The organism is Streptomyces sp. NPDC059909 (genome assembly GCF_042730885.1).
Taxonomy (GTDB): Bacteria; Actinomycetota; Actinomycetes; order Streptomycetales; family Streptomycetaceae; genus Streptomyces.
Genome location: NZ_JBHWKX010000002.1, coordinates 165703 through 189287 on the forward strand (window position 1 = coordinate 165703; position 23585 = coordinate 189287).

At 72.4% G+C, this 23585-nt stretch carries 20 protein-coding genes and 1 tRNA gene; 6 read left to right on the plus strand and 15 right to left on the minus strand.

Annotated features, from left to right (window positions below; genetic code table 11):
* Window positions 1-210: 210 nt before the first annotated feature.
* The 4 genes from ACFV9O_RS02790 to ACFV9O_RS02805 all read right to left on the minus strand — a co-directional run bounded on the left by ACFV9O_RS02790 (window position 211) and on the right by ACFV9O_RS02805 (window position 6244).
* Window positions 211-2145, minus strand: a complete 1935-nt coding sequence (locus ACFV9O_RS02790; RefSeq protein ID WP_385411367.1) for a TerD family protein — start codon at window positions 2143-2145, stop codon at window positions 211-213.
* A 112-nt stretch (window positions 2146-2257) separates the two neighbouring features.
* Complete coding sequence (locus ACFV9O_RS02795) at window positions 2258-2824, minus strand: TerD family protein (protein ID WP_283297706.1); 567 nt, start codon at window positions 2822-2824, stop codon at window positions 2258-2260.
* 223 nt (window positions 2825-3047) lie between these two features.
* Complete coding sequence (uvrB, locus tag ACFV9O_RS02800) at window positions 3048-5189, minus strand: excinuclease ABC subunit UvrB (RefSeq protein WP_385411369.1); 2142 nt, start codon at window positions 5187-5189, stop codon at window positions 3048-3050.
* A gap of 158 nt (window positions 5190-5347) precedes the next feature.
* The gene (locus tag ACFV9O_RS02805; protein ID WP_385411370.1) at window positions 5348-6244 is read right to left on the minus strand and encodes an MHYT domain-containing protein; all 897 of its coding nucleotides are present in this window, start codon (window positions 6242-6244) and stop codon (window positions 5348-5350) included.
* Window positions 6245-6406: 162 nt separating this feature from the next.
* On the opposite strand from ACFV9O_RS02805, the gene ACFV9O_RS02810 reads away from it, so the two are divergent.
* Together ACFV9O_RS02810 and ACFV9O_RS02815 are read left to right on the plus strand one after the other, a co-directional pair.
* Complete coding sequence (locus tag ACFV9O_RS02810; RefSeq protein ID WP_385411372.1) at window positions 6407-7015, plus strand: methylated-DNA--[protein]-cysteine S-methyltransferase; 609 nt, start codon at window positions 6407-6409, stop codon at window positions 7013-7015.
* A gap of 96 nt (window positions 7016-7111) precedes the next feature.
* On the plus strand, window positions 7112-8455 hold the full coding sequence (locus tag ACFV9O_RS02815; protein ID WP_385411373.1) for an MFS transporter: 1344 nt from the start codon (window positions 7112-7114) through the stop codon (window positions 8453-8455).
* Here the strand turns inward: ACFV9O_RS02815 and ACFV9O_RS02820 are convergent.
* On the minus strand, window positions 8445-8822 hold the full coding sequence (locus tag ACFV9O_RS02820; RefSeq protein ID WP_385411375.1) for a cupin domain-containing protein: 378 nt from the start codon (window positions 8820-8822) through the stop codon (window positions 8445-8447). The genes ACFV9O_RS02815 and ACFV9O_RS02820 overlap by 11 nt on opposite strands.
* A 286-nt stretch (window positions 8823-9108) precedes the next feature.
* Here ACFV9O_RS02820 and ACFV9O_RS02825 point away from each other — a divergent pair, with 286 nt between their 5' ends.
* Both ACFV9O_RS02825 and ACFV9O_RS02830 read left to right on the plus strand, forming a co-directional pair.
* Window positions 9109-10017, plus strand: a complete 909-nt coding sequence (locus tag ACFV9O_RS02825; protein WP_385411376.1) for a pseudouridine-5'-phosphate glycosidase — start codon at window positions 9109-9111, stop codon at window positions 10015-10017.
* A complete protein-coding gene (locus tag ACFV9O_RS02830) occupies window positions 10014-10943 on the plus strand; it encodes a carbohydrate kinase family protein (RefSeq protein ID WP_385411378.1) in 930 nt (309 codons plus the stop codon). The genes ACFV9O_RS02825 and ACFV9O_RS02830 overlap by 4 nt, the downstream gene beginning before the upstream one ends.
* A 39-nt stretch (window positions 10944-10982) precedes the next feature.
* On the opposite strand, the gene ACFV9O_RS02835 is transcribed toward ACFV9O_RS02830, so the two are convergent.
* Window positions 10983-11627 (minus strand): uridine kinase, encoded by a 645-nt coding sequence (locus tag ACFV9O_RS02835; protein ID WP_385411380.1) that lies wholly within the window; start codon window positions 11625-11627, stop codon window positions 10983-10985.
* A 37-nt stretch (window positions 11628-11664) separates the two neighbouring features.
* Window positions 11665-12420 (minus strand): winged helix-turn-helix transcriptional regulator, encoded by a 756-nt coding sequence (locus tag ACFV9O_RS02840; protein WP_385411382.1) that lies wholly within the window; start codon window positions 12418-12420, stop codon window positions 11665-11667.
* A gap of 65 nt (window positions 12421-12485) precedes the next feature.
* Here ACFV9O_RS02840 and ACFV9O_RS02845 point away from each other — a divergent pair, with 65 nt between their 5' ends.
* Window positions 12486-13697 carry a pyridoxal phosphate-dependent aminotransferase gene (locus tag ACFV9O_RS02845; protein WP_385411384.1) on the plus strand — a complete coding sequence of 404 codons (1212 nt, stop codon included), beginning with the start codon at window positions 12486-12488 and terminating at the stop codon, window positions 13695-13697.
* Window positions 13698-14050: 353 nt separating this feature from the next.
* Here ACFV9O_RS02845 and ACFV9O_RS02850 read toward each other — a convergent pair.
* Both ACFV9O_RS02850 and ACFV9O_RS02855 read right to left on the minus strand, forming a co-directional pair.
* A tRNA-OTHER gene (locus tag ACFV9O_RS02850) sits at window positions 14051-14138 on the minus strand.
* A gap of 32 nt (window positions 14139-14170) precedes the next feature.
* On the minus strand, window positions 14171-14902 hold the full coding sequence (locus ACFV9O_RS02855) for a hypothetical protein (protein ID WP_385411386.1): 732 nt from the start codon (window positions 14900-14902) through the stop codon (window positions 14171-14173).
* A gap of 121 nt (window positions 14903-15023) precedes the next feature.
* On the opposite strand from ACFV9O_RS02855, the gene ACFV9O_RS02860 reads away from it, so the two are divergent.
* The gene (locus tag ACFV9O_RS02860) at window positions 15024-15677 is read left to right on the plus strand and encodes a DUF2293 domain-containing protein (RefSeq protein WP_385411387.1); all 654 of its coding nucleotides are present in this window, start codon (window positions 15024-15026) and stop codon (window positions 15675-15677) included.
* 4 nt (window positions 15678-15681) lie between these two features.
* Here ACFV9O_RS02860 and ACFV9O_RS02865 read toward each other — a convergent pair whose 3' ends face one another.
* The 6 genes from ACFV9O_RS02865 to ACFV9O_RS02890 form a co-directional block, all read right to left on the minus strand.
* The gene (locus ACFV9O_RS02865; protein WP_385411389.1) at window positions 15682-15813 is read right to left on the minus strand and encodes a hypothetical protein; all 132 of its coding nucleotides are present in this window, start codon (window positions 15811-15813) and stop codon (window positions 15682-15684) included.
* Window positions 15814-15881: 68 nt separating this feature from the next.
* A complete protein-coding gene (locus ACFV9O_RS02870) occupies window positions 15882-16514 on the minus strand; it encodes a chaplin (RefSeq protein ID WP_385411390.1) in 633 nt (210 codons plus the stop codon).
* Between the two features lie 164 nt (window positions 16515-16678).
* Window positions 16679-18061, minus strand: a complete 1383-nt coding sequence (locus tag ACFV9O_RS02875; RefSeq protein WP_385411392.1) for an amidohydrolase — start codon at window positions 18059-18061, stop codon at window positions 16679-16681.
* A gap of 180 nt (window positions 18062-18241) precedes the next feature.
* Window positions 18242-19531, minus strand: a complete 1290-nt coding sequence (locus ACFV9O_RS02880) for an SWIM zinc finger family protein (RefSeq protein ID WP_385411394.1) — start codon at window positions 19529-19531, stop codon at window positions 18242-18244.
* Window positions 19528-22428: a DEAD/DEAH box helicase gene (locus ACFV9O_RS02885; protein ID WP_385411396.1), complete on the minus strand. Its 2901-nt coding sequence runs from the start codon at window positions 22426-22428 to the stop codon at window positions 19528-19530. Before ACFV9O_RS02885 ends, ACFV9O_RS02880 begins: the two co-directional genes overlap by 4 nt.
* Before the next feature lie 99 nt (window positions 22429-22527).
* Window positions 22528-23577: a slipin family protein gene (locus ACFV9O_RS02890; RefSeq protein ID WP_385411783.1), complete on the minus strand. Its 1050-nt coding sequence runs from the start codon at window positions 23575-23577 to the stop codon at window positions 22528-22530.
* Between the last annotated feature and the right edge of the window lie 8 nt (window positions 23578-23585).

The following is a 23585-nucleotide window of genomic DNA, read 5'->3' on the forward strand; positions in this document are numbered from 1 at the left end:
CCGCACCACGGGCCGGCGCCCCGGGACCGGTCATGTCCTGTCCGTCCGTACTGACGGGCACGCCGCACGTGGGAGTACTCCCCTCCGTGCAAAGAACATTACAGGAAAGACCAAAGGAAGGTAAAGGAGAGAGTAATGAAAGCGTCAAGCAAGCAGGTCAGCGGCCTGGTGATGCTCTCGTCCGAAGAGTGCTCCCGGTGCTTCCCGGGCTCAGCGGCGCCAGGTCCTGCGCGCCTCGGCGACCTGGGCAAGGACCTGCTGGAGGACCTGGCTGCCCGGCGGGATGCGCGGCGGCTCGTACGTCCAGGAGTGCTGGACCCAGGGGTCGGCGAGGTGGTCGTCCGGGACCGGGGTGATCCGCAGCAGGGAGCGCCAGAGCGGGTCGAGCACCGGGCCGTACGCGCTCGCGTCCTCGCGGTCCGCGACCATCAGCAGATGCACGCCCACCGCCGGGCCCTCGTCGGCGAGATAGCGCAGCTGGGTCACGGCCCGGTCGTCGAAGCCGTGCGGGAAGTCGTTGACGATCAGCAACTGCTCGGCGGTGTCCAGGTCCGGCGGCAGGGCATCGGCCGCACCGCCCCGCACCGCCATCTGTACGAGGTCGACGCGCTGGGTCAGTTTCGCAAGCACGGACGAGACGCCCTGCGCACCGACGGCGGGCGGCTGGTCCAGCACTCCGGAGTGCACCAGCGGGGCGAGCGAGGCCGCCGCGGAGCCGGCCGGGTCGATCACATGGACCGTGAACTCGCCCGCCGGGTAGACCGCGAGCAGCCGGGCGGCGTGCGCGACCGCCGTGTCCATGGCGAGCCTGCGTAGCCGGCCCTCGTCCATCAGCGATGCCGCCTCGGACGCGGCGCGGCCGCTGTCGACCCAGAGGCCTCGCTCCAGCGGCAGCCGGATGAGCATGGGGATGCGCAGCTCCGGGCGCTCGGGGAGGTGCAGGTCCCCGAGGCGCAGGGCCATCGGGATCTCCATCGGGACGCGGTAGGCGTGCCAGACGGGGTTGTCCCAGCGGGCGAAGGCGGCCGGCAGGGCCGGCTCGACGACATCGGACTCGGCGGCGAGCTGGGCGAGATCGCGGTCGAGAACCTCGCGGGCCTGTTCGGTCAGCTTGTCGTGCTTGGCGCGGGCCGCCGCGCGGGCGGCGTCGCCGGAGCCCGCGATGCGGCTGCGCGGGTCGGAGAGGGCGCGGTCGAGCTCCTGATCGAGCCGGGACTCGGCGAAGTCGACGGCGCTGCGGTACGCCGCCGTGGTGCGGGCCAGGTCCTCGAACATGCCCCACACCTGGTTGTACAGCCGCTCCTCCATGGACCAGCCGGTGGCGTCCCCGGCGACCGGCGTGGGCGGCCGGCCCGGCTCGGTGGGCGGTGCGGCCGGGGGCGGCGGCGGGGGCGCGACCGACTGCCTGCGGGGGTGCGTGTAGTTGATGGGGCCGTCGTGGGGCTGCGCCGGGGGCTCGGGCGGCGTCGGAGCCGGCGGCTGGGTGGTGGCTCCCGGCGCGGGACCGGGGTCGCCGACCGTGCCGCCGGCGGCCGTCGCCGCGCTGTGCCGCACCTCCGTCGTACGGGGCGGGGGCGTCCCGACCGTACGGGCGAGGCCGGGCGCGACGGCCTCCTGGACGGCGGCCGACAGCTCACCGGCGCGGTCGAGGCCCTGGTCGGCCAGGAGGGCGGAGAGGCCGCCCGCGTACCCCTGGCCGACGGCGCGGACCTTCCACGCGCCCTGGCGGCGGTAGAGCTCAAGGGCGACGACGGCGGACTCCGCGTCCAGCCCGGTTATGGTGTAGTTGGCAATCTCGCCGCCGTCGGGGCCGGTGACGGCGACGAACGGCGCGGCGACGGAGCCGAAGCGGACCGGGAGTGCGGGTCCCAGGGGCAGGGCGAGCAGCAGCGTCACCCGGTGCACGGCCGCGGGCACGGCGTCCAGGTCGACGCCGAGCCGGTGGTCGGCGGTGGCCTGTCGGGAGACCTCGATCCCGGGGAGGGCCGGCTGGCCGGGGTGGGCGACCCATTCGGTGCCCGGGACCCTGCCGTCCTCGTCGCCGAGCGTGGCGCCGGCCACGACCGGTTTGCCGGCCGATACCCGGATCTCGAGTCGGGTGTGGGGCAACGGATGGTTCTGCCCCCTGACCAGCTCGGCCGTCATCGCCTCTGTCCCCTCGTTGCCTCGTGCCTCGGTGCCTCGGTGGTGAGCGGTGCAGCTCCCGGCGGCCTGGAGCCTCCGGGAGCTGCGTGGTCACGACGTGCGGAAGCCGTGCCTACAGGTGCGGCAGGATCGACGGCATCAGGTCCTGGAACGTACGGCCGTTGGCCGGGTTGCCGAGGGCCGTCATCTGCCAGCCGGAGCCGGCGCGGTGCACCTTCGCCATGATCTGCGCGGTGTACTGCCCGCCGCCGTCCAGGGTGTAGCGCGCGAGCTCCTGGCCGTTGGTCTCGTCGACGATGCGGCAGAACGCGTTCTGCACTTCCTGGAACGTCTGGCCGGTGAACGAGTTCACCGTGAAGACGATCTGGTCGATGTGGACCGGAACGCGCTGCAGATCGACCAGGATCGCCTCGTCGTCGCCGCCCTGGCCGGCCCCGCCGACCAGATTGTCACCGGTGTGCCGGACCGAGCCGTCGTCGCTGACGAGGTGGCGGAAGAACACCACGTCGACCGGCTGCTTGTCGGCGAAGAGCACCGCCGACGCGTCCAGGTCGATCTCCCGCGTGCGCGAGCCGAAAAGACCGCGCCGGGGTGCCGCCTGCCAGCCGAGCCCCATCCGCACCGCGGTGAGGGTGCCGCCGCCCTTCTTCTCCAGGCTGATGGCCTGACCCTTGGTCAGATTGACGCCGGGACCTCCGGGCGCGCCGCCCTTGGATACGTCCACCACGCGCTGTCCCCTCTCCATGGTTCCCCCGCAACCGTCCGTGTGTGCGGTTGTCCCGTACAGTACGCAGTCGCTCCGACAGCGCAGCAGACTTGGACAGCTTTTGTGTCGGTCTTGAAACACAGCTGCCGGTGCGTCAGGCCAGGCCGGTCTCCTCGGGCCCCAGCCGTCCCCCTCGTCAGGCCAGGCCCGCCTCCTTCATCTGCCGCAGCTCCTTCTTGAGCTCGCCGACTTCGTCCCGCAGCCGGGCGGCGACCTCGAACTGGAGCTCCGCCGCCGCGGCCCGCATCCGGTCGGTCATCTCCTCGATGATCCCGGCCAGTTCGGCGGCCGGGCGGTCGCTCATGATCTCGCCCTTCTTGGCGGTGGCCTTGCCGCCCTTGCCCCCCTTGACGGCGTGTGCCGCCAGCGACGGCACCGGCGCCTTGGCGCCCTTGCCGTCCTTGCCCTGGCGGTAGCCGGTGCCGAGCAGCTGCTCGGTGTCGACCTCCTCGCGGGCGATGGTGGCCACGATGTCGTTGATCTTCTTGCGGAGCGGCTGCGGGTCGATGCCGTTCGCCTTGTTGTACGCGACCTGCTTCTCGCGGCGCCGGTTGGTCTCGTCGATCGCCTTCTCCATCGCCGGGGTGATCTTGTCGGCGTACATATGGACCTGGCCGGAGACATTGCGCGCCGCACGGCCGATGGTCTGGATGAGCGAGGTGCCGGAGCGCAGGAAGCCTTCCTTGTCGGCGTCGAGGATCGCGACCAGCGACACCTCGGGGAGGTCGAGGCCCTCACGGAGCAGGTTGATGCCGACCAGGACGTCGTACTCACCGGAGCGCAGCTCGCGCAGCAGCTCGACGCGGCGGAGGGTGTCGACGTCGCTGTGCAGATAGCGGACCTGGATGCCGAGCTCCAGGAAGTAGTCGGTGAGGTCCTCGGCCATCTTCTTGGTGAGCGTGGTGACCAGGACGCGCTCGTCCTTGTCGGTGCGCTTGCGGATCTCGTGCACCAGGTCGTCGATCTGGCCCTCGGTGGGCTTGACGACGACCTCGGGGTCGACGAGGCCCGTGGGGCGGATGATCTGCTCCACGAAGCCGTCGGAGCGCGAGAGTTCGTACGTGCCGGGGGTGGCGGAGAGGTAGACGGACTGGCCGATCCGCTCCTGGAACTCCTCCCACTTCAGCGGCCTGTTGTCGAGCGCCGACGGGAGCCGGAAGCCGTGCTCGACGAGGGTCCGCTTGCGGGACGCGTCGCCCTCGTACATCGCGCCGATCTGCGGGACCGTCACATGCGACTCGTCGATGACGAGCAGGAAATCCTCCGGGAAGTAGTCGAGGAGGGTGTTCGGCGGGGTCCCGGGGGCGCGGTCGTCGAAGTGCATCGAATAGTTCTCGACGCCGGAGCACGAGCCGATCTGGCGGAGCATCTCGAGGTCGTACGAGGTGCGCATGCGCAGCCGCTGGGACTCCAGCAGCTTGCCCTGCTTCTCCAGCTCGGCGAGGCGCTCCTCGAGCTCGCGCTCGATTCCGTTGACCGCCTTCTCCATGCGCTCCGGACCGGCCACGTAGTGGCTGGCGGGGAACACGTACAGCTCCTGGTCGTCGCTGATGACCTCGCCCGTGATCGGGTGGAGCGTGGAGAGCGCCTCGATCTCGTCGCCGAACATCTCGATGCGGACGGCCAGCTCCTCGTAGACCGGGAAGATCTCGATGGTGTCGCCGCGGACCCGGAAGGTGCCCCGGGCGAACGCCACGTCGTTGCGCGTGTACTGGATGTCGACGAAGCGGCGCAGCAGCTGGTCGCGGTCGATCTCCTCGCCGACCTTCAGCTGCACCATGCGGTCCACGTACTCCTGCGGGGTGCCCAGGCCGTAGATGCACGAGACGGAGGCGACCACGACGACGTCCCGGCGGGTCAGCAGCGAGTTCGTCGCGGAGTGGCGCAGCCGCTCGACCTCCTCGTTGATCGAGGAGTCCTTCTCGATGTACGTGTCCGACTGCGGGACGTACGCCTCGGGCTGGTAGTAGTCGTAGTACGAGACGAAGTACTCCACCGCGTTGTTCGGCAGGAGCTCGCGGAACTCGTTGGCCAACTGGGCGGCCAGCGTCTTGTTCGGCGCCATGACCAGGGTGGGGCGCTGGAGCTTCTCGATCATCCAGGCCGTGGTCGCCGACTTGCCGGTGCCGGTCGCACCGAGCAGGACGACATCCTTCTCACCGGCGCGGATGCGCCGGTCGAGCTCGGCGATGGCCGTCGGCTGGTCACCGCTGGGCCGGTAGGGGCTGACGACCTCGAAGGGCGCCATCGTGCGTTCGATCTGGGAAACGGGCCGCATGGAACCACCGTACGACCCACCACTGACAGCCGGGCCTGATCGCTGCTCCTGCCCAGGTCCGGCCATGTGAGCGGCCCGGGGAGCGGGGGCGTCGACGGGCCCGGGGAGCGGGGCATGAGCCCCCCGGGAAGCCCGCGGGGGAAGCCGAAGGCCTGCGGTCAGCGGTTGCGGGAGCGGTGGGAGGTGCGGCGTGCGGACCGGGAGGGCGCCGACCAGTTCGCCGGCTCGCCGTACGAGGGCAGCTGCCGCTGCGCCGGCACGCCCGCCCGGACCCTGCGCCCGGCCGTTCTCCGCCCGGCCCCGGGCTGCTGCCAGTCGGGTTCGCCCATGACGAGCAGCGGGTCGAACATGACGACCACGCCCGCCAGGACCAGGAAGACCGCGGGACCGATCAGCATCGGGGCGATGAGCGTGGCGGGAGAGTCGCCGACGGCGCCGGGCAGGACCGTGCCGTGCAGATGGACGTCGACGGCGGCCATGCCGACGTAGTGCATTCCGCTCACGGCGACGCCCATCACCAGGCTGGCGCCGAGACTCGGCAGGAAACCGTGGATGGACACGGCCGCCCAGAGGGCGGAGGTGGCCGCGACGACGGCGATCACGACGGAGAGGGCGACCGTCAGGGTGTCGTACTCGAGCCGGCCCTGGAGCTGCATGCCGGCCATGCCCAGGTAGTGCATGGACGCGATGCCCAGACCGGTGATGGCGCCCCCGGTGACCAGGGCCATGGCGGTCGCGCCGCGGTAGCCCACGATGAAGATCCCGATGCCGGTCATGACGACCGCGACGCCGAGGCTGGCGAAGGTCGTCGGACGGTCGTAGCTGATCGGGGCCTCCGCGACGGTGAACCCCATCATCGCGATGAAGTGCATGGTCCAGATACCCGAGCCGATGGACGTGGCGCCGAGCGCAAGCCAGCCGGGCTTGAAGGATCCGTTGTCGCGCACGGATCTGGTGGTGCAGCGCAGCCCCAGGGCACCACCGAGGCAGGCCATGAGATAGGCGGCCACAGGTGTGACGACGCCGTACGTGAAACCGTCGACTGTGCCCTGCATCCTTCTCTGTCCTTCGCCCCTTGTGCCGCCCGTGCCCCCGTGTCCCCCGTCGAGGAAGCCGTGTCGGGGGCGAGAGTATGGCGAGCGGGGCCGCAAGCAAACATCGGGGGCCGGATTCGCAGGTCGGGGCCGTTGTCGGTGGGCGGTCGTACGGTGGTCCGCATGAACAGCTTCGAGTGGACCGTGGTGGGCTCCGACATCGGACCGCTGCTGCTCGCCGCCACCGGGGAGGGGCTGGTGAGCGTGGTCTTCCACGCCGACGAGCGGGTGCGGGACAGGGCGCTCGGCCGGCTTGCCGCGCGACTGGGCGCGGAGCCGGTCGAGGTCGCGCCGGGGATCGGGTCGGACGTCGCGCCCGGGGACCGGGCCGAGGACGGTTCGGGCGACGGGTCCCGGGTCCCTGCGGACCCGGTTCTGCTCGCCGAGCCGATACGCCAGCTCGCGGAGTACTTCGCGGGGAGACGCCGGGACTTCGAGCTCCCCCTGGACTGGTCGCTTTCGTCCGGCTTCAACCGCGAGGTGCTGCGCGAGCTGGCCTCCGGCGTGCCGTACGGATCGGTCGTCGGGTACGGCGACCTTGCCGACCGGGTGGGCCAGCCCGGCGCGGCACAGGCGGTGGGCACGGCCATGGGGTCGAATCCGCTGCCGGTGGTGGTGCCGTGCCACCGGGTGGTGGAGAGCAATGGGGGCCTGGGGGGCTTCGGGGGCGGACTGGAGACGAAGCGGCAACTGCTGGCCCTGGAGGGGGTGCTCCCCCAGCCGCTGTTCTGAGAGCCCGGCCGGCAGGACGGTTCCGTACGGCGTGGGTAATTGGCACACTGGCGCGATGGCCAGTACATCTCCTGAACTGCCCCCCGCGGTCGCCCGGTGAACGCCGGGAAGAAGACCGCCGCGACCGGTCGGGCCGGCGTCAGTGCCGCCGATCTTCCCGCGCTGCGGCGGAGGATCACACCCGTCCTGATCGTCAGCCAGATCCTCGGCGGGCTCGGCGTCGCTACGGGCATCGCCCTGGCCACGGTGCTCGCGCAGGAGATGAGCGGGACCGAGGCGCTGGCCGGGCTCGCCCCGACCGCGTCCGTCGCCGGGACGGCGCTGCTGTCCGTGCCGCTTGCCGCGCTCATGACCGCACGCGGGCGCCGGCCGGGACTGGTGCTGGCGTATCTGATCGGGGCGGCCGGTGCGGGTGTGGTGGTCCTGGCCGCGGTGGTCGGGAGCTTCCCGCTGCTTCTGGTGGGGATGGCGGGATTCGGCGCGGCCTCGTCCGCCAATCTGCAGGCGCGGTTCGCGGCGGCGGATCTGGCGGAGCCGGAACGGCGGGCACGGGCCATCTCCACGGTGGTGTGGGCGACCACGATCGGCGCGGTGCTCGGGCCGAACATCGCGGCGCCGGCGGGACGGAGCGTCTCAGGGCTCGGCATACCGGAGGCGGCCGGTCCGTTCCTCTGGGCGACGGGGGTGTTCCTGATATCGGCGCTCGTCGTCGCGGTGCTGCTGCGCCCGGACCCGCTGCTGACGGCGCGGGCGCTGGTCCCGGCCGAGGACGGCGGGCGGGAAGGGCGTTCACTGCGGGCCGGTGTGCGAGCGGTGCGGGAGTCCCCACGGGCCCGGCTCGCGCTCGTCACCGTCGCGGTCTCGCACACCGCCATGGTGTCGATCATGTCGATGACACCGGTCGCGCTGAGCCACCATGGCGCGGGCATCGAGCTGATCGGGCTGGTCATCAGCGGCCATATCGCGGGCATGTACGCCTTCTCGCCGGTGATGGGCTGGCTGTCCGACCGCCTCGGACGGCTCTCGGTGATCGGCCTGGCCGTGGGACTGCTCTCGTGCGCCGCGCTGCTGGCCGGTACGGCAGGGGCGAGCCATGCCCGTAGCGCGGCGGGCCTGTTCCTGCTCGGCCTGGGCTGGTCCGCGGGTCTCGTCTCGGGCTCCGCGCTCCTCACGGACTCCGTCCCCGGACCCGCCCGTGCCGCGGTCCAGGGTCTCTCCGACCTGACGACGAACGCGTCGGCGGGAATCGGCGGTGTCGCGGCGGGCGTCATCGTCGCGCAGGCGGGCTACGGCTGGCTCAACGCGATCGGGGCCTGCCTGCTCCTCCCCCTCGCCGCCCTGGCCCTCCTGACCGGCAACCGTGCTTCACCGGCCCGGTCGTCGCGTCCGGATGCCCCGGACACCGCCGTGCGTCCGGACGCCCCCAGCCTCAAAGACTGATCTGGTACGCCTTCCGCAGCGTCTCGTGCACCGTCCAGGTCGTCCGGTCGCCCTCCCGCAGCACGCAGGCGTCGCCGGGCCCGACGTGAAGGATTCCGCCGCCCTCGACCTCGATCGTGGCGCGGCCGCTGACGACGACGAAGAGCTCGTTGGCCTCGGTGTCGGTCACCACGCCCGGGGTGATCTGCCAGATGCCGCGGAGCTGCTTGCCGTCCTCGGACTCCCACAGCACCTTTCCGGTCACGACCGGGTCCCCGGAGACGATCTGAGCGGGGTCGAGCGGCTCGGCCTCCAGCTCGGCGTCCGGGATGTGCACGGCGAACGAAGGGGAAGCGGGGGTGGCGGCACGGTGATCAAAGGTCGTCATGGCGCGTCACCTTAGCGGGGGCGGGCGGACGCGGTGCGCTCAGGACGGGCTGGAAGCAGCCGGTACGTTCCGGGTCCCGCCACTCGGCCCGCGAAAGCCCGCGAGGTCCACGACATACGTTGTCTGCCGGGCGGTGAGGGCCGAGTAGCGGGCACGCCGGGCGGGTGGTCCACTCCCCGCCCGCCACCGAGGACAGCTGGAACAGCTCGAACCGACACGTCGTCCGAAGTGGGACGGAGCACTGCGGAAACGTTTGCGCAGGGGGTTTGCGTGCCAGGGATGGGACATGCCCGAGACCACACTGCTGTTGTCGGAAGAGGTACGGGAGGCGCTGGACGCGCGCCGGCCCGTCGTCGCGCTCGAGTCCACGATCATCGCGCACGGGCTGCCGCGCCCGCGCAACCTGGCGGTCGCGGAGGAGCTGGAGTCACTGGTCAGAAGCGGGGGCGCGGTGCCCGCGACGATCGCCGTGCTGGACGGGCGGGCCCATGTCGGCCTGGACAAGGACCGGTTGGAGCGGGTCGCCACCGACCCCGAGGTGCGCAAGCTCGGCCACCGCGATCTCGCGCCCGCCCTCGCGGCGGGAGCGAGCGGGGCGACGACCGTGTCGGCCACCGCGTTCCTCGCCGCCCGTGCCGGGGTCAGGGTGTTCGCGACGGGCGGGCTCGGCGGGGTGCACCGGGAGTGGACCACGACCCAGGACGAGTCGGCGGACCTGCGACTGCTCGCGCAGACCCGGATCGCCGTCGTCTGTGCCGGCGTGAAGTCGATCCTCGACGTCCCGGCGACCCTCCAGCGACTCGAGACCCTGGGCGTCGGCGTCCTCGGCTACGGCACCGGCCATTTCCCCGGCTTCTATCTGGCCTCCTCCGGGGAACCGGTCGACTGGACGGTCCGAACGCCGGAGGAGGTCGCGGAGGTGATACGCGCCCAGGACGCGCTCGGCGGCCCGGACACGGCACTGATCGTCGCCCAGCCCGTGCCCGAGGACGAGCAGCTCGACCCTCGGCTGCACGACCGGGTGCTGGCGGAGGCGCTGGACGAATGCCGGGAGCGGGGCATCACGGGCCAGGCGGTCACCCCCTTCCTCCTCGACCATCTGATGCGGCGCACGGGGGGCGCGTCCCTGGAGGCGAATCTGGCGGCCGTACGCGGAAACGTGCGGCTGGCGGCCCGGATCGCGGCGGCGCTGTGACGCGTCCCGCCGCCGCCACGGCCGGTGCGCTGCTGGTGATCGGGGACGTGGCCACCGATGTCGTGGCCCGGCACGGTTCGGCGCTCGCGCACGGGACGGACACGGCGGCCGAGATACGGACCCTGCCCGGCGGCGCCGGCGCCAACGCCGCATGCTGGGCAGCGCACTCGGGCTGTACGGACGTACGCCTGCTCGGCCGGGTCGGCGCCGATACCGCGTCCTGGCACGACGGACACCTGCGCCGGGCGGGCGTCCGTCCGCTCCTGGTGCCCGACCGCCAGGCCGGGACCGCCACGGTCGTCGCGCTCGTCGACGCGCACGCCGAACGCACGTTTCTCACCGACAGCGGGGCCGCCCTCCGGATATCGCCAGCCGACTGGTCGCCCGACCTGCTCGACGGGGTCGGCCGCCTCCATCTGTCCGGCTACCTCTTCTTCGCGCGGCCCAGCCGGGAGCTGGCCGTCCTCGCCCTCGCGGACGCCCGCGAGCGGGGCATCCCCGTGAGCGTGGATCCGGCGTCGGCGGGCTTCATCGCCACGCTCGGGGTGGACCGCTTCCTCGCGGCGGCCGCAGGGGCGGACGTGCTGCTGCCCAACGCCGACGAGGCCCGGCTCCTCACCGGCATCCCGGACATCGCCGACGCCGCCGCGAAGCTGAGTCTGCAGGTGCCGCTGGCAGTCGTGACCCTCGGCGCGGGCGGGGCACTGGTGGCCGAGTCGGGGGCACTGACGGCCCGGGTGCCGCCGGTCCCGGCGACGGCGGTCGACTCGACGGGCGCGGGCGACGCGTTCACCGGTGCGTTCCTCGCCGCCCTCCTGGCGGGCGCGGACCCGGCTGCCGCCGCGCACGAGGGCTGCCGGGCGGGAGCGCTCGCCGTGACCCTGCACGGGGGCCGCCCGCCGGGGCCCGACGGCACGGGTCCGTGAGGCACGGCGCCGGCTCCTGAACCCCCGCCCGGAGGACGGTTACTTCCGCCACGGGTCGTTCCACGCCGGGTGGCGCGGGTCGTCGGTGCGGACGACGACCTCCGCGGCCTCGTCCGGGCCGGCCTCGCGTTCGTACCGCTCGAAGGCGGGCAGCGTCCACCACTGCGCCTCGTCGGTGCGGCGGCGGAGCGCGCCCGCCGAGAGCCTCAGGTGCAGGGTCAGGTCGAAGGGGAACCAGTGCCCGAGGAGCAGGGGTCCGTGCAGCACCAGCACACCGCCGGGCGGGAGTTCGTGGTGCGGGCTGCGCGTCGCCCGGTCGGTGACCGGGTCCCACAGGTCCGGCAGCACCCGTCCGGACCCGCCCGGCTCCAGTGGCCCGAACACCTCACGCCAGAGCGCTCCGGTGTCGAACCAGCCCGCGTAGTAGGTGTCCGGGTCCTCGCGACCGTACTCGTACCGCAGCGAGGCGGGCCGCAGAAACCCCTCCGTACCGACCACGAGCACCGAGCGCCCGCGCACCCGCAGGGCCTCGGCGAGTGCCTCCGCCGCCACGCCGGTCCCGGCGGCGGGGGCTCCGTCAACGGCGATGCGCAGCCAGGGGCTCCCGTCGTCGGCCGTGGTCTCCATGACCCGGTCGGCGACGGCTTCGGTCAGCCGTTCCCAGGTGATCGGTTCGAGTCGCACCGGCCCATCATGTCTTCTCCGGCTGCGCGGGGCCGGATCACGTCCCCACGCCGGCCGAGGCCGCGGCGCCGCGCAGCGCGACGGCGAGAGGTCCTTCGCCGAAGACGGCGATGCGCCCGTCCCGTACGCCCTCCTCGACGGTGAGGCTGCCCCGGCTCACGGCGAGACACGTATCGGCGTCCAGCTCGATCCGTGTGACGGCGGCGCCCGCTGCCGTCACCGGGCCGTCGCCGTACCCGGATCCGGACGCGGGCAAGGACGCGGATCCGGCCGTGGGTCCGGACGCGTTCGCCAACCCGTCGCTCCCGACCGGGACCCCGACCCGTAGATGAAACACGCCCTCGGGCAGCCGGACTTCGACGACGTCCGCCACCCCGGTGCCCTCCAGGCGGCGCAGCAGCGGCAGGGCGAACCAGTGGGCCCGCACCGCGTCCGTGGGCCGGCGCTCGGCCAGTTCGGGCGTTCCCCACTCGGCCAGGGCGGTGACGACGGGGAGCAACGCCCTGCCCCGCGCGGTGAGTTCGTAGACGAACGCGGAGACGGGGGCGGGAAGGCGGTGTCGCGTGGCCAGGCCGTCCCGCTCCATGTCCTTGAGACGCGAGGCGAGGACGTCCGTGCTGACCCCGGGCAGATCGGCGTGCAGATCGGTGTACCGCCGGGGTCCCGCCAGCAACTCCCGCACGATCAGCAGGGTCCAGCGGTCGCCGACGGCGTCGAGGGCGCGGGCGGCGGCGCAGTACTGGTCGTAGCTTCGGCGGCGCGGAGGATGTGGCATGCGACGCAGTCTAGACATGTTGTTGGACTTTCCAAGCTCCCGCTTGGTAAAACCAAGTAACACCGTTTCTGGGGAGGCCCCGCATGGAGTTCCGGCAGTCGAGCAAGCTCAGCGAGGTCTGCTACGAGATCCGCGGCCCGGTGATCGAGCATGCGAACGCCCTGGAGGAGGCCGGCCACAGCGTCCTGCGCCTCAACACCGGAAACCCCGCGCTCTTCGGCTTCGAGGCGCCGGAGGAGATCGTCCAGGACATGATCCGGATGCTCCCGCAGGCCCACGGGTACACCGACTCCCGGGGCATCCTGTCGGCGCGCCGCGCCGTGGCCCAGCGCTACCAGTCGCTCGGGCTCACCGAGGTCTCCGTCGACGACGTCTTCCTCGGCAACGGCGTCTCCGAGCTCGTCTCCATGGCGGTGCAGGCCCTGCTGGAGGACGGCGACGAAGTCCTCATCCCGGCGCCCGACTTCCCGCTCTGGACCGCCGTCACCACCCTCTCGGGCGGAAAGCCCGTCCACTATCTGTGCGACGAGTCCGCCGACTGGTACCCGGACCTGGACGACATGGCGTCGAAGATCACCGATCGGACCAAGGCCGTCGTGATCATCAACCCCAACAACCCCACCGGTGCCGTCTATCCGCCCGAGATCATCGAGGGCATTCTCGATCTGGCGCGCCGGCACCAGCTGATGGTGTTCGCCGACGAGATCTACGACCAGATCGTGTACGACGACGCCGTCCACCACAGCACGGCCGCCCTCGCCCCGGACCTGGTCGTCCTGACCTTCAGCGGGCTGTCGAAGACGTATCGCGTGGCCGGTTTCCGTTCGGGCTGGCTGGTCGTCACCGGCCCCAAGCAGCACGCGCGCAGCTACCTCGAGGGGCTCACGATGCTGGCCTCCATGCGGCTGTGCCCCAACGCGCCCGCGCAGTACGCCATCCAGGCCGCGCTCGGCGGACGCCAGTCCATCCACGAACTCACCGCACCCGGCGGGCGGCTGCACGAGCAGCGCGACCGCGCATGGGAGCGGCTCAACGAGATCCCGGGGGTCTCGTGCGTGAAGCCGAAGGGCGCCCTGTACGCGTTCCCGCGCCTGGACCCCAAGGTGCATCCGATCCACGACGACGAGAAGTTCGTGCTGGATCTGCTGCTGCGCGAGAAGATCCAGGTCGTCCAGGGCACCGGCTTCAACTGGCCGCGGCCGGACCACTTCCGGATCCTGACGCTCCCGTACGCCGACGATCTCGACGCCGCCATCAGCCGGATCGGGCGCTTCCTGAGCGGATACCGCCAGTAGGCGGTGGGGCCGCGATCCGCGACGGGTCCCGGAGAGAGGAGCGGGCCGGCAGCGGGAGCGGGCCCGGAGACGGGAGCGGGCCCGGGGGCGTAGCCGGCCCCCGAGCCCTGTTGATGCCACTCACATGCACACGCCGGCACGCTTGAGGACCCAGGTCAGTCTTCTCGTCGCCGCGTCTTTCCTTTCGACCACCGCAGATCGAGCTCCGCGGGCCGGAGTCGAACCGGCATCTCGACGCACTGGGGGCCCGGGCCCGGTCGATCCGGCGATGAGCGGCGAATGCTGAGTCTGGAGCGAGAGTCTGAGATTCATCGCGGTCTGCCTCTGCCGATTTGGGCCACCCCGGCCCGTAGTGCCGGGGGGAGGATTCGAACCTCCACTGGAACCGCGCGGTTCACGACAAGCTTCAGCTTCAGCTTTGCGCTCCTCGCGCACCCCGGCCGTGGTGCTGTGGCCGGGGAGTCTGTGTGCGGCTACCCGAAGAGGTAGCCGAATACGGCGTCACCCACCCTCTGGTCGGTGACCTCCGCGCCGTTCGCCTCCTCGCGGGCGAACTTCACGGCCTGCTGAAGCTTCTCCACGCGGTCCAGCAGTTCGTTGACCCGGCGGGCGGGCAGCGCACCGGAGAACTTCACCGTCGTCCAGTACCCGACGGGAATGTCCTCGTAGTACACCTCGACCTGCGCCGGGTGTTTGTCGGTGGCCTCCGCCTTCACATGGTTGCGGGGCACCTTCTTCGTCCGGACCGTCTTGACCGGCTCGGTCTTCCAGGAGTCCGTGGAAGGGTCCTGCGTCCAGGACTCGGCGGCATCCAGCACCGGCAGCTTGCGCACAAAGGTGTTGATGTCCGTGAGCTGCTTCTCCAGGAAGAGGAGGTACGCGACGGGCACATCGGCCACCAGGACGCGTCCGTCGACGGTGATGTCGGCGCGGGCCGTGCAGTTCGCCCAGTCCTTGGTGGCGGTCACGTCGAACAGCCGGGTCAGCGTCTTCGCGGTGTCGCGCAGCACGTCCTCGGCCTTGACCTGGACCAGCGTGGACTCGGGCGGAAGCTGCTCGCCCTCTTCGTCCTTGGGCTGGTACGTCCGGGAGATGCCGGCCAGCAGTGCCGGCTTCTGGAGGCCGTGATGAGCCGCCGTGAGGTCCTGGTGCGCCTTGGACTTGACGCCTTTCTCCACCGCGATGATCTGATTGAGTTTCGCCACGTCCAGGAAAGTAGCAAGACCAACGTCCGCTCCTCGAACGAATATTGGACGGAAAAGGCGGTCAGGCAGCGCGCCGGACACGCGCGGCAGGAGAGGTCCGGGAACGGGAGGTGGGTTCGGGGTGGCGGATCCGCTGGTGGTCGTCGAGCCGCTGAAGGCACGGCGCTGCGCCGAGTGCCGACGGGGGCCGCTCGAGCGGATGGTCCTGGAGTTCAACGCGCCGCGCTGCCTGGACTGCGCGGACCTCGGACATCTCGTCTTCCTGCCGCGCGGGAACGCGGCACTGACCCGGCGGGCCCGCGAGGCGAGTTCCCTGTGGGCCGTCGTCGTACGGCACAACAAGCGCCGTACGCGGTACGAGCGCCAGGGACTGCTCGTCGAGGAGGCCGCGCTCGGCCGGGCCGAGGCGGCGTGCCTGGCCGACGCGGACGTACGGGCCCGTCGCCGGGCGCGCGACGCGGCGCGGCGGGCGGCGGAGGACGTGCGCTTCACGGGCACCTTCACCGCGGAGATCCTGCGGCTCTTCCCGGGCTGCCCGCTCGACCGGGCGCTGGGCATCGCGGAGCACACGTCGGTGCGCGGCAGCGGGCGGGTGGGGCGGACCGCGGCGGGCCGTGCGCTGGATGAGGGAGCGGTGACGGCGGCGGTGCGTGCGTCCGTACGCCATCTGGACACGCCGTACGACGCGCTGCTGATGCAGGGGGTCCCCCGCCATGAGGCACGCGCGCGCGTGGCGCCGGCGATCGCGGCGGTGCTCGCCACGTGGCGCGACTGAGGCGTCACCGGCGGCTGAAGCAGCACTGGCGGCAGCACGCAGCACGCAGCGTGCACGGCAGCGGCAGCGGCAGCAGCAGCGGCAGCGGCAGCGGCAGCGGCAGCGGCAGCGGCAGCGGCCGGAGCATCGTCGGCAACGGCAGAGAGGGGCACCGGTTTCGGATCCGGGCCCCTCTTTCCTTACCGTCCGGCCGCTCCATCCGCTCTAGGCGTCGGAGGCGGTGGCGCGGAAGCGGCGGTAGAGGACCGCGCCGCCGAGGATCAGGGCGGCACCGGCCGGGACGGCGAGGCCGATCCCGGTCGGGGTGCCGGTCTCGGCGAGGTGTCCGGGACCCGGCCGGGGCTGGTGAACCGGTTCTGCGGGTCGCGTCTTCGGCGGGGTCACCGGCTTCGGCGCGACCGGGGGCTTGCCGGGGGTGTTCGATGAGGAGTTCCCGTGGGCCGCGTTGCCGATGCCGACGACATTGACGGAGTTGCCGGTGACATTCACGGGCACATCGACGGGCAGCTGGATCACGTTGCCGGAGATCACCCCGGGCGAATCCTTTCCGCTCCCTTCGGCGACGGCACCGCCCCCGCCGTTGCCGCCCTTGCCCGCTCCTTCGTTCTCGCAGCTGTTGCCGACCGCCGGATTCAGCAGACCGACCACATTGACGGTGTTGCCGCACACATTCACCGGGACGTGCACCGGGAGCTGAATCGTGTTCCCGGAGATCAGGCCCGGCGACCCGGTCGCGCTTCCGTGCGCACCCGAGTCGGCGTGGGCGGCCCCGGCCGCGGCAAGGGCGCCGCCCGTGACCATCACTGCCACCAGACCTGTTCGGCGAATCTGCCTCATTGGTTCCTGCCTTCCGGAGGATGAACACGGGTACTTACCCGCACCGGAAATAACGCGATTGCGCCAATCAGGTTATGGCCTACAATCCTTTCACCCGATCGAGGAGACAGTTCGTCGAACCTCCTTGCACCGTCCGGGTGTTCACCTCATTGCGCTGACCTCCCTCATCCTGCGCCGCCGAGCCCGGCATCGTATTCCTGAATACGTCGCCCGTGTCCGCGGTCCGTCAACTCAGGCAGCAGCCGGGCGAGTTCGCTCACGATCTCCTCGACGTCGAGCGTCAGCAGTTTCCGGTCGCGCATCAGGACGCGGCCGTCGACGATCGTGGTCACCACGTCCGCGGACCGTGCGCTGAGGACCAGCGCCGTGGCGAGGTCGTGCAGCGGGCGCACATGGGGGCCGGTGAGGTCCACCAGGATCAGATCGGCGCGCCGCCCCGGCGCGAGCGCCCCCACCCGCTCCCCCAGCCCCGTGGCCAGCGCGCTCTGGGTGGTCGCGTGGTCGAGCGCCTGGCGGGCGGTCAGCCAGCGCGGGTCGCGCTCCGTCGACTTCTGCACCAGCGCGGTGAGCGTCATGCTCTCCCACACGTCCAGCGTGTTGTTGGACGCCGCCCCGTCCGTGGCCAGGCCCACTGGGATGCCGATCGAACGCAGCGCCCTGATGGGGGTCGTGTCCCAACCGAACTTGAGGTAGCCCTTGGGAGCGGTCGCGATGCCGATGCGGCCTGTGCCCCGCTGAAGCACCGGCAGGTCCCGCTCGACGATGCCGGTGCCGTGCGCGATGAGGACGTCCACGTCGAGCAGGCCCGCGCGGTGGAGGGTCTCGATCGGCGTGCGGCCGTGCTGCTGGAGGCTGCTGTCGGTCTGCGCCCGGCTCTCGGCGGCATGGAGGTGGACGGGCAGTCCGTGCTCGCGCGCCAGCTCGGCCGTGGCCGCCAGGTCCGCGTCCTCGACGGTGTACGGGGCGTGGGGCGCGAGTGAGGTGGTGATCCGGCCCCCGGCGCCTCCGGCCGTGCGCAGGGCGAAGTCGAGGGAACGCTCGCGCCCTTCGGGTCCCTGGCTGGAGAAGTATGCCCAGCCGAGGTTGGCCCGCAGACCGCTCCGTACGACCGCGGCGGCGACCCGGTCCATCGAGAAGTAGTGGTCGGCGAAGGCGGTGACCCCGCCGCGGATCATCTCGGCACATGCGAGCAGCGCGCCGAGCTCGACGATCTCGTCGGTGAGGTTGCTCTCGATGGGCCAGATCCAGTCGTTGAACCACTCCTCGACCGGGACGTCCTCCGCGATGCCGCGCAGGGCCACCATCGGGGTGTGCGTATGGCAGTTGATCAGACCGGGCATGGCCGGCCGGCCCTGCGCGTCGATGCGCTCGCGGGCCGGCAGCCGGGCCGCGTCACGGGCGGAGGTGACCGCCTCGATCGCCCCGTCGCGTACGACGACGGCGCGGTCCTCCTCGAATCGGATTCCGCCGTCCTGCGCGTGCACGAGCGCGGTGCACCCCTCGACGACGAGATCGGCGGGTCCGTCCTTCGCGTGCTCACCGGTCATTCTGGCTCCTGAGTGTCCACGGGCATCCGGTCCAGGGCGTTCGGTGCGGGTTGCTCGGTGCGGGCCGTGCGTTAACGGGGCATCCGGTACGGCCGGGCGGTACCGGGGCGTCCGCCCCGGCGCACGGTCCAGCCGTCGGTCCGTGGGGCACGGCCCGGGTACCGCCGTCCGCGCGTACGGTCAGCGGCCGAGCAGGGCGGCGAGCGCTCCGACGGGGTCCGCGTCGGGGGTGCCGCGGGGCCACCAGTCGTCGCGCCCGGGGTCCGACTCATAGCCGTACCACAAGCCGTCGCGGCCCAGGCGCAGTTGCAGCGCGGAGGTGGAGAGACGGTTGCGCGAGGGCCGGAAGTCCGGGAAGTCGGCGGCGGCCAGTGCGGGTCGGGCCCGGTCGAAGGGGCCGGCCGGCGGGTCCCATGCCTCTTCCATGACGGCCAGGCCCGCGAGGCCGCCCTGCCGCCAGGCGGCGACGGCGCGGGCCAGGTCCGTCGGGGTGCGGTCGGTCGCGCGGGCCAGCGCGGTGTACAGCGCCCGGGTGGAGGCGGTGAGTCCGGAACCGGGATGGGCGGCGGCCAGCCGGACCGCGTCCTGCCAGGGGGTGAGCCCCGCGAGGGGATCGCGGCCGGTCCGGAGGGTGGTGTGGGCGCGGGCCGCCGCCTCGGTGGCCAGGAGATCGAGGGCGAGCGGGTCGGGGGCGCCGGGCGCCTGCGGGTAGACCGGCGGGCGGCCCGGGTGCGGGGGGACGGGCAGCGGCGGTGGGAGCGGTGGCAGCGTGCGCGGCGCGAGGGCGTCGCGGGCGGGGACGGTCGCCAGGGCGGGCGGGGTGCCGTGCGCCTCCGCGGCGGTCCGCTCGGCCGCGGAACGGGTGGCGTTGCGCCGGGTGAGCTCCGCGAGGATCTCCTGTTCACCGCGGCCGCGCATGAGGAACAGCACGAACGGGTCCTCGTCGAGGATCCGCGCCGTCTGGTAGCAGAGAGCCGCCGCGTGCTTGCAAGGGAAGCCGTCGTCGGGGCACGAGCAGTCGGGGATCAGATCGCCGGGGGCGGGCAGCAGGTCCGCCGCGTTCGCGAGCGCGTGCGGGACGTCCTTGTCGAGCAGGGCCGCGATGTGGTCGGGGCGGGCGGCCGCGATGTCGAGCAGCCGGTCCCAGTCGTCGTCGCCGAGGGTGCGCAGCCGGATGTCCGTGCGGTACGGGCGCGGGCGGGACCCGTGCACGTACGCGGTGACCCGGCCGGGCGTGACGGTGATCGCGTCGACCTGGCCCCGCCCGGCGTACGCGCGGCCGCGGGCGAGGCGGGCCGGGTCGAGGGCCGTGTCCTCCAGCGCGTCCACCCATGCGTTGCCCCACCAGGACGCGGCGAACGACTCGTCGGCGGACCGTGGTGCGAGCTGCGGGAACGTACGCCGCCGGTCGCCCGGCCTGCGCAGCCCGTCCCGGCGCGGCCGCCCGGCCCCGGAGCGGTGGGCGATCATGTCGGCCTCCGCAGCGAGACGAGATCGGCCAGCTCCCGGTCGGTGAGCTCGGTCAGCGCCCTCTCCCCCGAGCCCAGCACCGCGTCGGCCAGCGCCCGCTTGGAGAGCAGCATCTCGGCGATGCGGTCCTCGACCGTGCCCTCGGCGATGAGGCGGTGGACCTGCACCGGCTGGGTCTGTCCGATGCGATAGGCCCGGTCGGTGGCCTGGTCCTCCACGGCCGGGTTCCACCAGCGGTCGTAGTGGACGACATGGCCGGCACGGGTCAGGTTCAGTCCGGTGCCCGCGGCCTTCAGGGAGAGGATGAACACCGGGATCTCGCCGGCCTGGAAGCGGTCCACCATCCGCTCCCGCTCCGGCACGGGGGTGGACCCGTGGAGCAGCTGGGACGGGATCCCCCGGGCCTCGAGGTGGCCTGCGATGAGGCGCGCCATCGACACGTACTGCGTGAAGACCAGCACCGAGCCGTCCTCCGAGAGGATCGTGTCGAGCAGCTCGTCGAGCAGGGCGAGCTTGCCGGAGCGGGCGGCGAGGCGGCCGGTGTCCTCCTTCAGATACTGCGCGGGGTGGTTGCAGATCTGCTTGAGCGAGGTCAGCAGCTTCATGACCAGACCGCGGCGCGCGATGCCCTCGGCGCTCTCGATCTGTGCCATGGTCTCGCGCACGACCGCCTCGTACAGCGACGCCTGCTCCCTGGTGAGCGGCACGGGGTGGTCGGACTCCGTCTTGGGCGGCAGCTCCGGCACGATGCCGGGGTCGGACTTCCTGCGGCGCAGGAGAAAGGGACGCACGAGCCTGGAGAGGCGCTCGACGGCCGCCTCGTTCTCCACGTGCTCACTGTTCTCGACGGCGCGGGCGTGGCGGGCACGGAAGGACTTGAGCGGGCCGAGCAGTCCGGGCGTGGTCCAGTCGAGGAGGGACCACAGCTCTGACAGGTTGTTCTCGACGGGGGTGCCGGTGAGCGCCACGCGCGCGGGGGCGGGGATGGTGCGCAGCGCCCTGGCGGTGGCGGAGAAGGGGTTCTTGACGTGCTGGGCCTCGTCCGCGACGACCATGCCCCAGTCCCGCGCCGCCAGGTCGGCGGCGCTCGTGCGCATCGTGCCGTACGTGGTGAGGACGAAGCCGGGGCGGTCGCCGGGCACATGGACGCCGTCGAGGGAGCGCTCGGCGCCGTGGAAACGGCGCACGGGCACGCCCGGCGCGAAACGGGCGATCTCCCGCTGCCAGTTGCCGAGCAGCGAGGCCGGGCAGACGACCAGGGTGGGCGTCGTGCGCCCGCGGCGCTCGGCGCGGTGCAGATGGAGCGCGATGACCGTGACGGTCTTGCCGAGGCCCATGTCGTCGGCGAGGCAGCCGCCGAGGCCGAGCGAGGTCATCAGGTCCAGCCATCCGAGGCCGCGGAGCTGGTAGTCGCGCAGGGTGGCGTCGAGTCCGGCCGGCTGGGCGAGGGCGGCCGGGCCCTCGGTGAGCCGGTCGCGCAGCGCGGCCAGCGCACCCTCGGGGACGGCCTCGACCGTCTCGCCGTCCACTTCGGCGGCGCCGGTGAGCGCCACGGCCAGCGCGTCCACCGGCTCCAGGAGCCCGAGTTCCCGCTTGCGCGCCTTGCGGACGAGATCGGGATCGACCACGACCCACTGGTCGCGCAGCCGGACGATCGGGCGGTGCGCCTCGGCCAGTGCGTCCATTTCGCGCTCGGTGAGCGGATCCCCGTCCAGGGCCAGCTGCCAGTTGAACCTGAGGAGCTGCTCGCTGTCGAAGAACGGCGTGCCGTCCGTGGCGGAGCCGGGCGCGGGCGCGCGCACGACAGCGGCCGCGCTGAGCGTCCTCGCCAGCTCCTTGGGCCAGTGCACGGTCACACCCGCCGCGCCGAGCCGGGCGGCGGCCTCGCCCAGTAGCTCGTAGAGCTCGTCCTCGGTGAGCGGAAGCACGTCGGGGACGTCGCGCTCCATGAGGCGCCCGAGCGGGGGCCATACCCGGGCGGCCCGGCGCAGCGCGAGCACGGCGTCGATACGGGCCCGCGGCCCGAAGTGCTCCTCCCCGTCGCCCACCCAGAGCCGGGCCGCGTCCAGCACGAGCGTCGGGTCGGCGAGGCTGTGCACCTGGACGAGCGCGGCGCCCGCCTGCCGCTCGGCCCCGCCCTCCTCCGCGATGTCGAACAGCTCGTACGCCGACAGGTCGAGGCGCAGCGAGATCCGCACGCCCGCGTCCATACCGGCCGCGGCCTCCGCCGCCCAGTCACGGGCCCCCGGCAGATGCTGCGGGGCCACCGCGGCGAAGGGCCGCCCCGCCGCGTGCTCGGCGGCGGGCGTGCGGGGCAGGGTGTCCGCGACCGCATCCAGGAACGACCTGATCAGCGCCTCGGGCTCGGGCAGCTGGAGGGGGCGCAGGCCGGGCAGCGGGGTGGCATGGGCCTCGTACGGCATGGCGGCGGCGATGGCACGCAGATGGGCGATGTCGTCGGCGTCCAGCGGGCCGGCCCGCCAGGCGTCGTGGTCATCGGGGGTCAGCCCGGGCAGGAGTCTGCCGCGCGCGGCAAGCTGCAGGGCGTGCAGGGCGGCGGCGCCCCAGCACGCGGTGGCGGGATGCGCCGCGGCGTCGTGCCGGGCGCGCACGAGGAGGGGCACGGCGTCGGGGACCGGCAGCAGCAGTGCGGGGACAGTGCGGCTGCGCACGCCGCTGCCGTGCGGCCGCACGACCGTCAGCTCACCGAGCTCGGCGCCCTCGCCGAAGTCGACCGCCGTCCCGGACCCGGCCGCCCCGCCGGACCCGACGGCTCCGCTCTGCCCGACCGGGAGCGCACCGACAGGAAGCGCACCGCCGTCCGGGCTCCAGAAGGCGACCCGCCCTTCCCGGGGCAGCGCGGCCGGTACGAACACGGCGGCACAGACGTGCAGCATGCGCGGGGGCACCTCCCCTCCCATTGGTCGAGTCCTTGGAACCACGACCATACGGGCGGGGTCTGACAATGCCCCTCCACCGGCCTCCGGCCTGCGCCTTTACCGCTCGCTGGGTTCGTCGACGGGCTTGCGGCCGGCCGCGCCGTGGCCGTCGACGCCGTGCGCGTGCACCTCACGCTCCAACGGGATCTCCGACGCGTCCGGCACCTCCGAGCCCGGCAGTTCGAGGCCCTCCGTACCTGCCGGCCCTTCCAGAGCCGCCTGTCGCTGCTCGGCCGGCGCGCCGATCGGTTCGCCGGGTTCGCTCGATGCGACGGGCTGCGGAGAGGCCTGCGGTGCGGCCTCCGAGCCGGCCTGTGCGGCAGCCTCCGAACCGGCCTGCGGAGCGCCCTGCGCGCCCCGCTCCAGGAAGCGCAGCAGCTCCACCGGGATGGGCAGCACCAGCGTGGAGTTCTTCTCGGCGGCCACGGCCATCACGGTCTGCAGCAGCCGCAGTTGCAGGGCCGACGGCGCATCGGCCATCTGGTGCGCCGCCTCGGCCAGCTTCTTCGACGCCTGCAGTTCGGCGTCGGCGTTGATGACCCGGGCCCTGCGTTCCCGGTCCGCCTCGGCCTGCCGTGCCATCGAGCGCTTCATCGTCTCGGGCAGGGACACGTCCTTGATCTCCACCCGGTCGACGCTGATTCCCCACCCGAGGGCCGGGCTGTCGATCATCAGCTCGAGGCCCTGGTTGAGCTTCTCCCGGTTGGACAGCAGGTCGTCGAGCTCGCTCTTGCCGATGATCGACCGCAGCGAGGTCTGCGCCATCTGCGAGACGGCGAAGCGGTAGTCCTCGACCCTGATGATCGCGTCGGCCGCGTCCACCACCTTGAAGTACACGACGGCGTCCACGCGCACCGTGACGTTGTCGCGCGTGATGCCCTCCTGGGCGGGCACGGGCATCGTGACGATCTGCATGTTCACTTTGTGCATCCGGTCCACGATCGGAACGATCATGGTGAACCCCGGCTCACGCACCTTGCTCCGCAGCCGCCCGAGGCGGAGCACCACACCGCGTTCGTACTGCTTGACGACCTTCGCCGCGGCCAGCCCGTAGACCAGGCAGGCGGATCCTGCCGCCAAGCCTGCCGCCACCAGCTCTTCGACCATCACGGCAC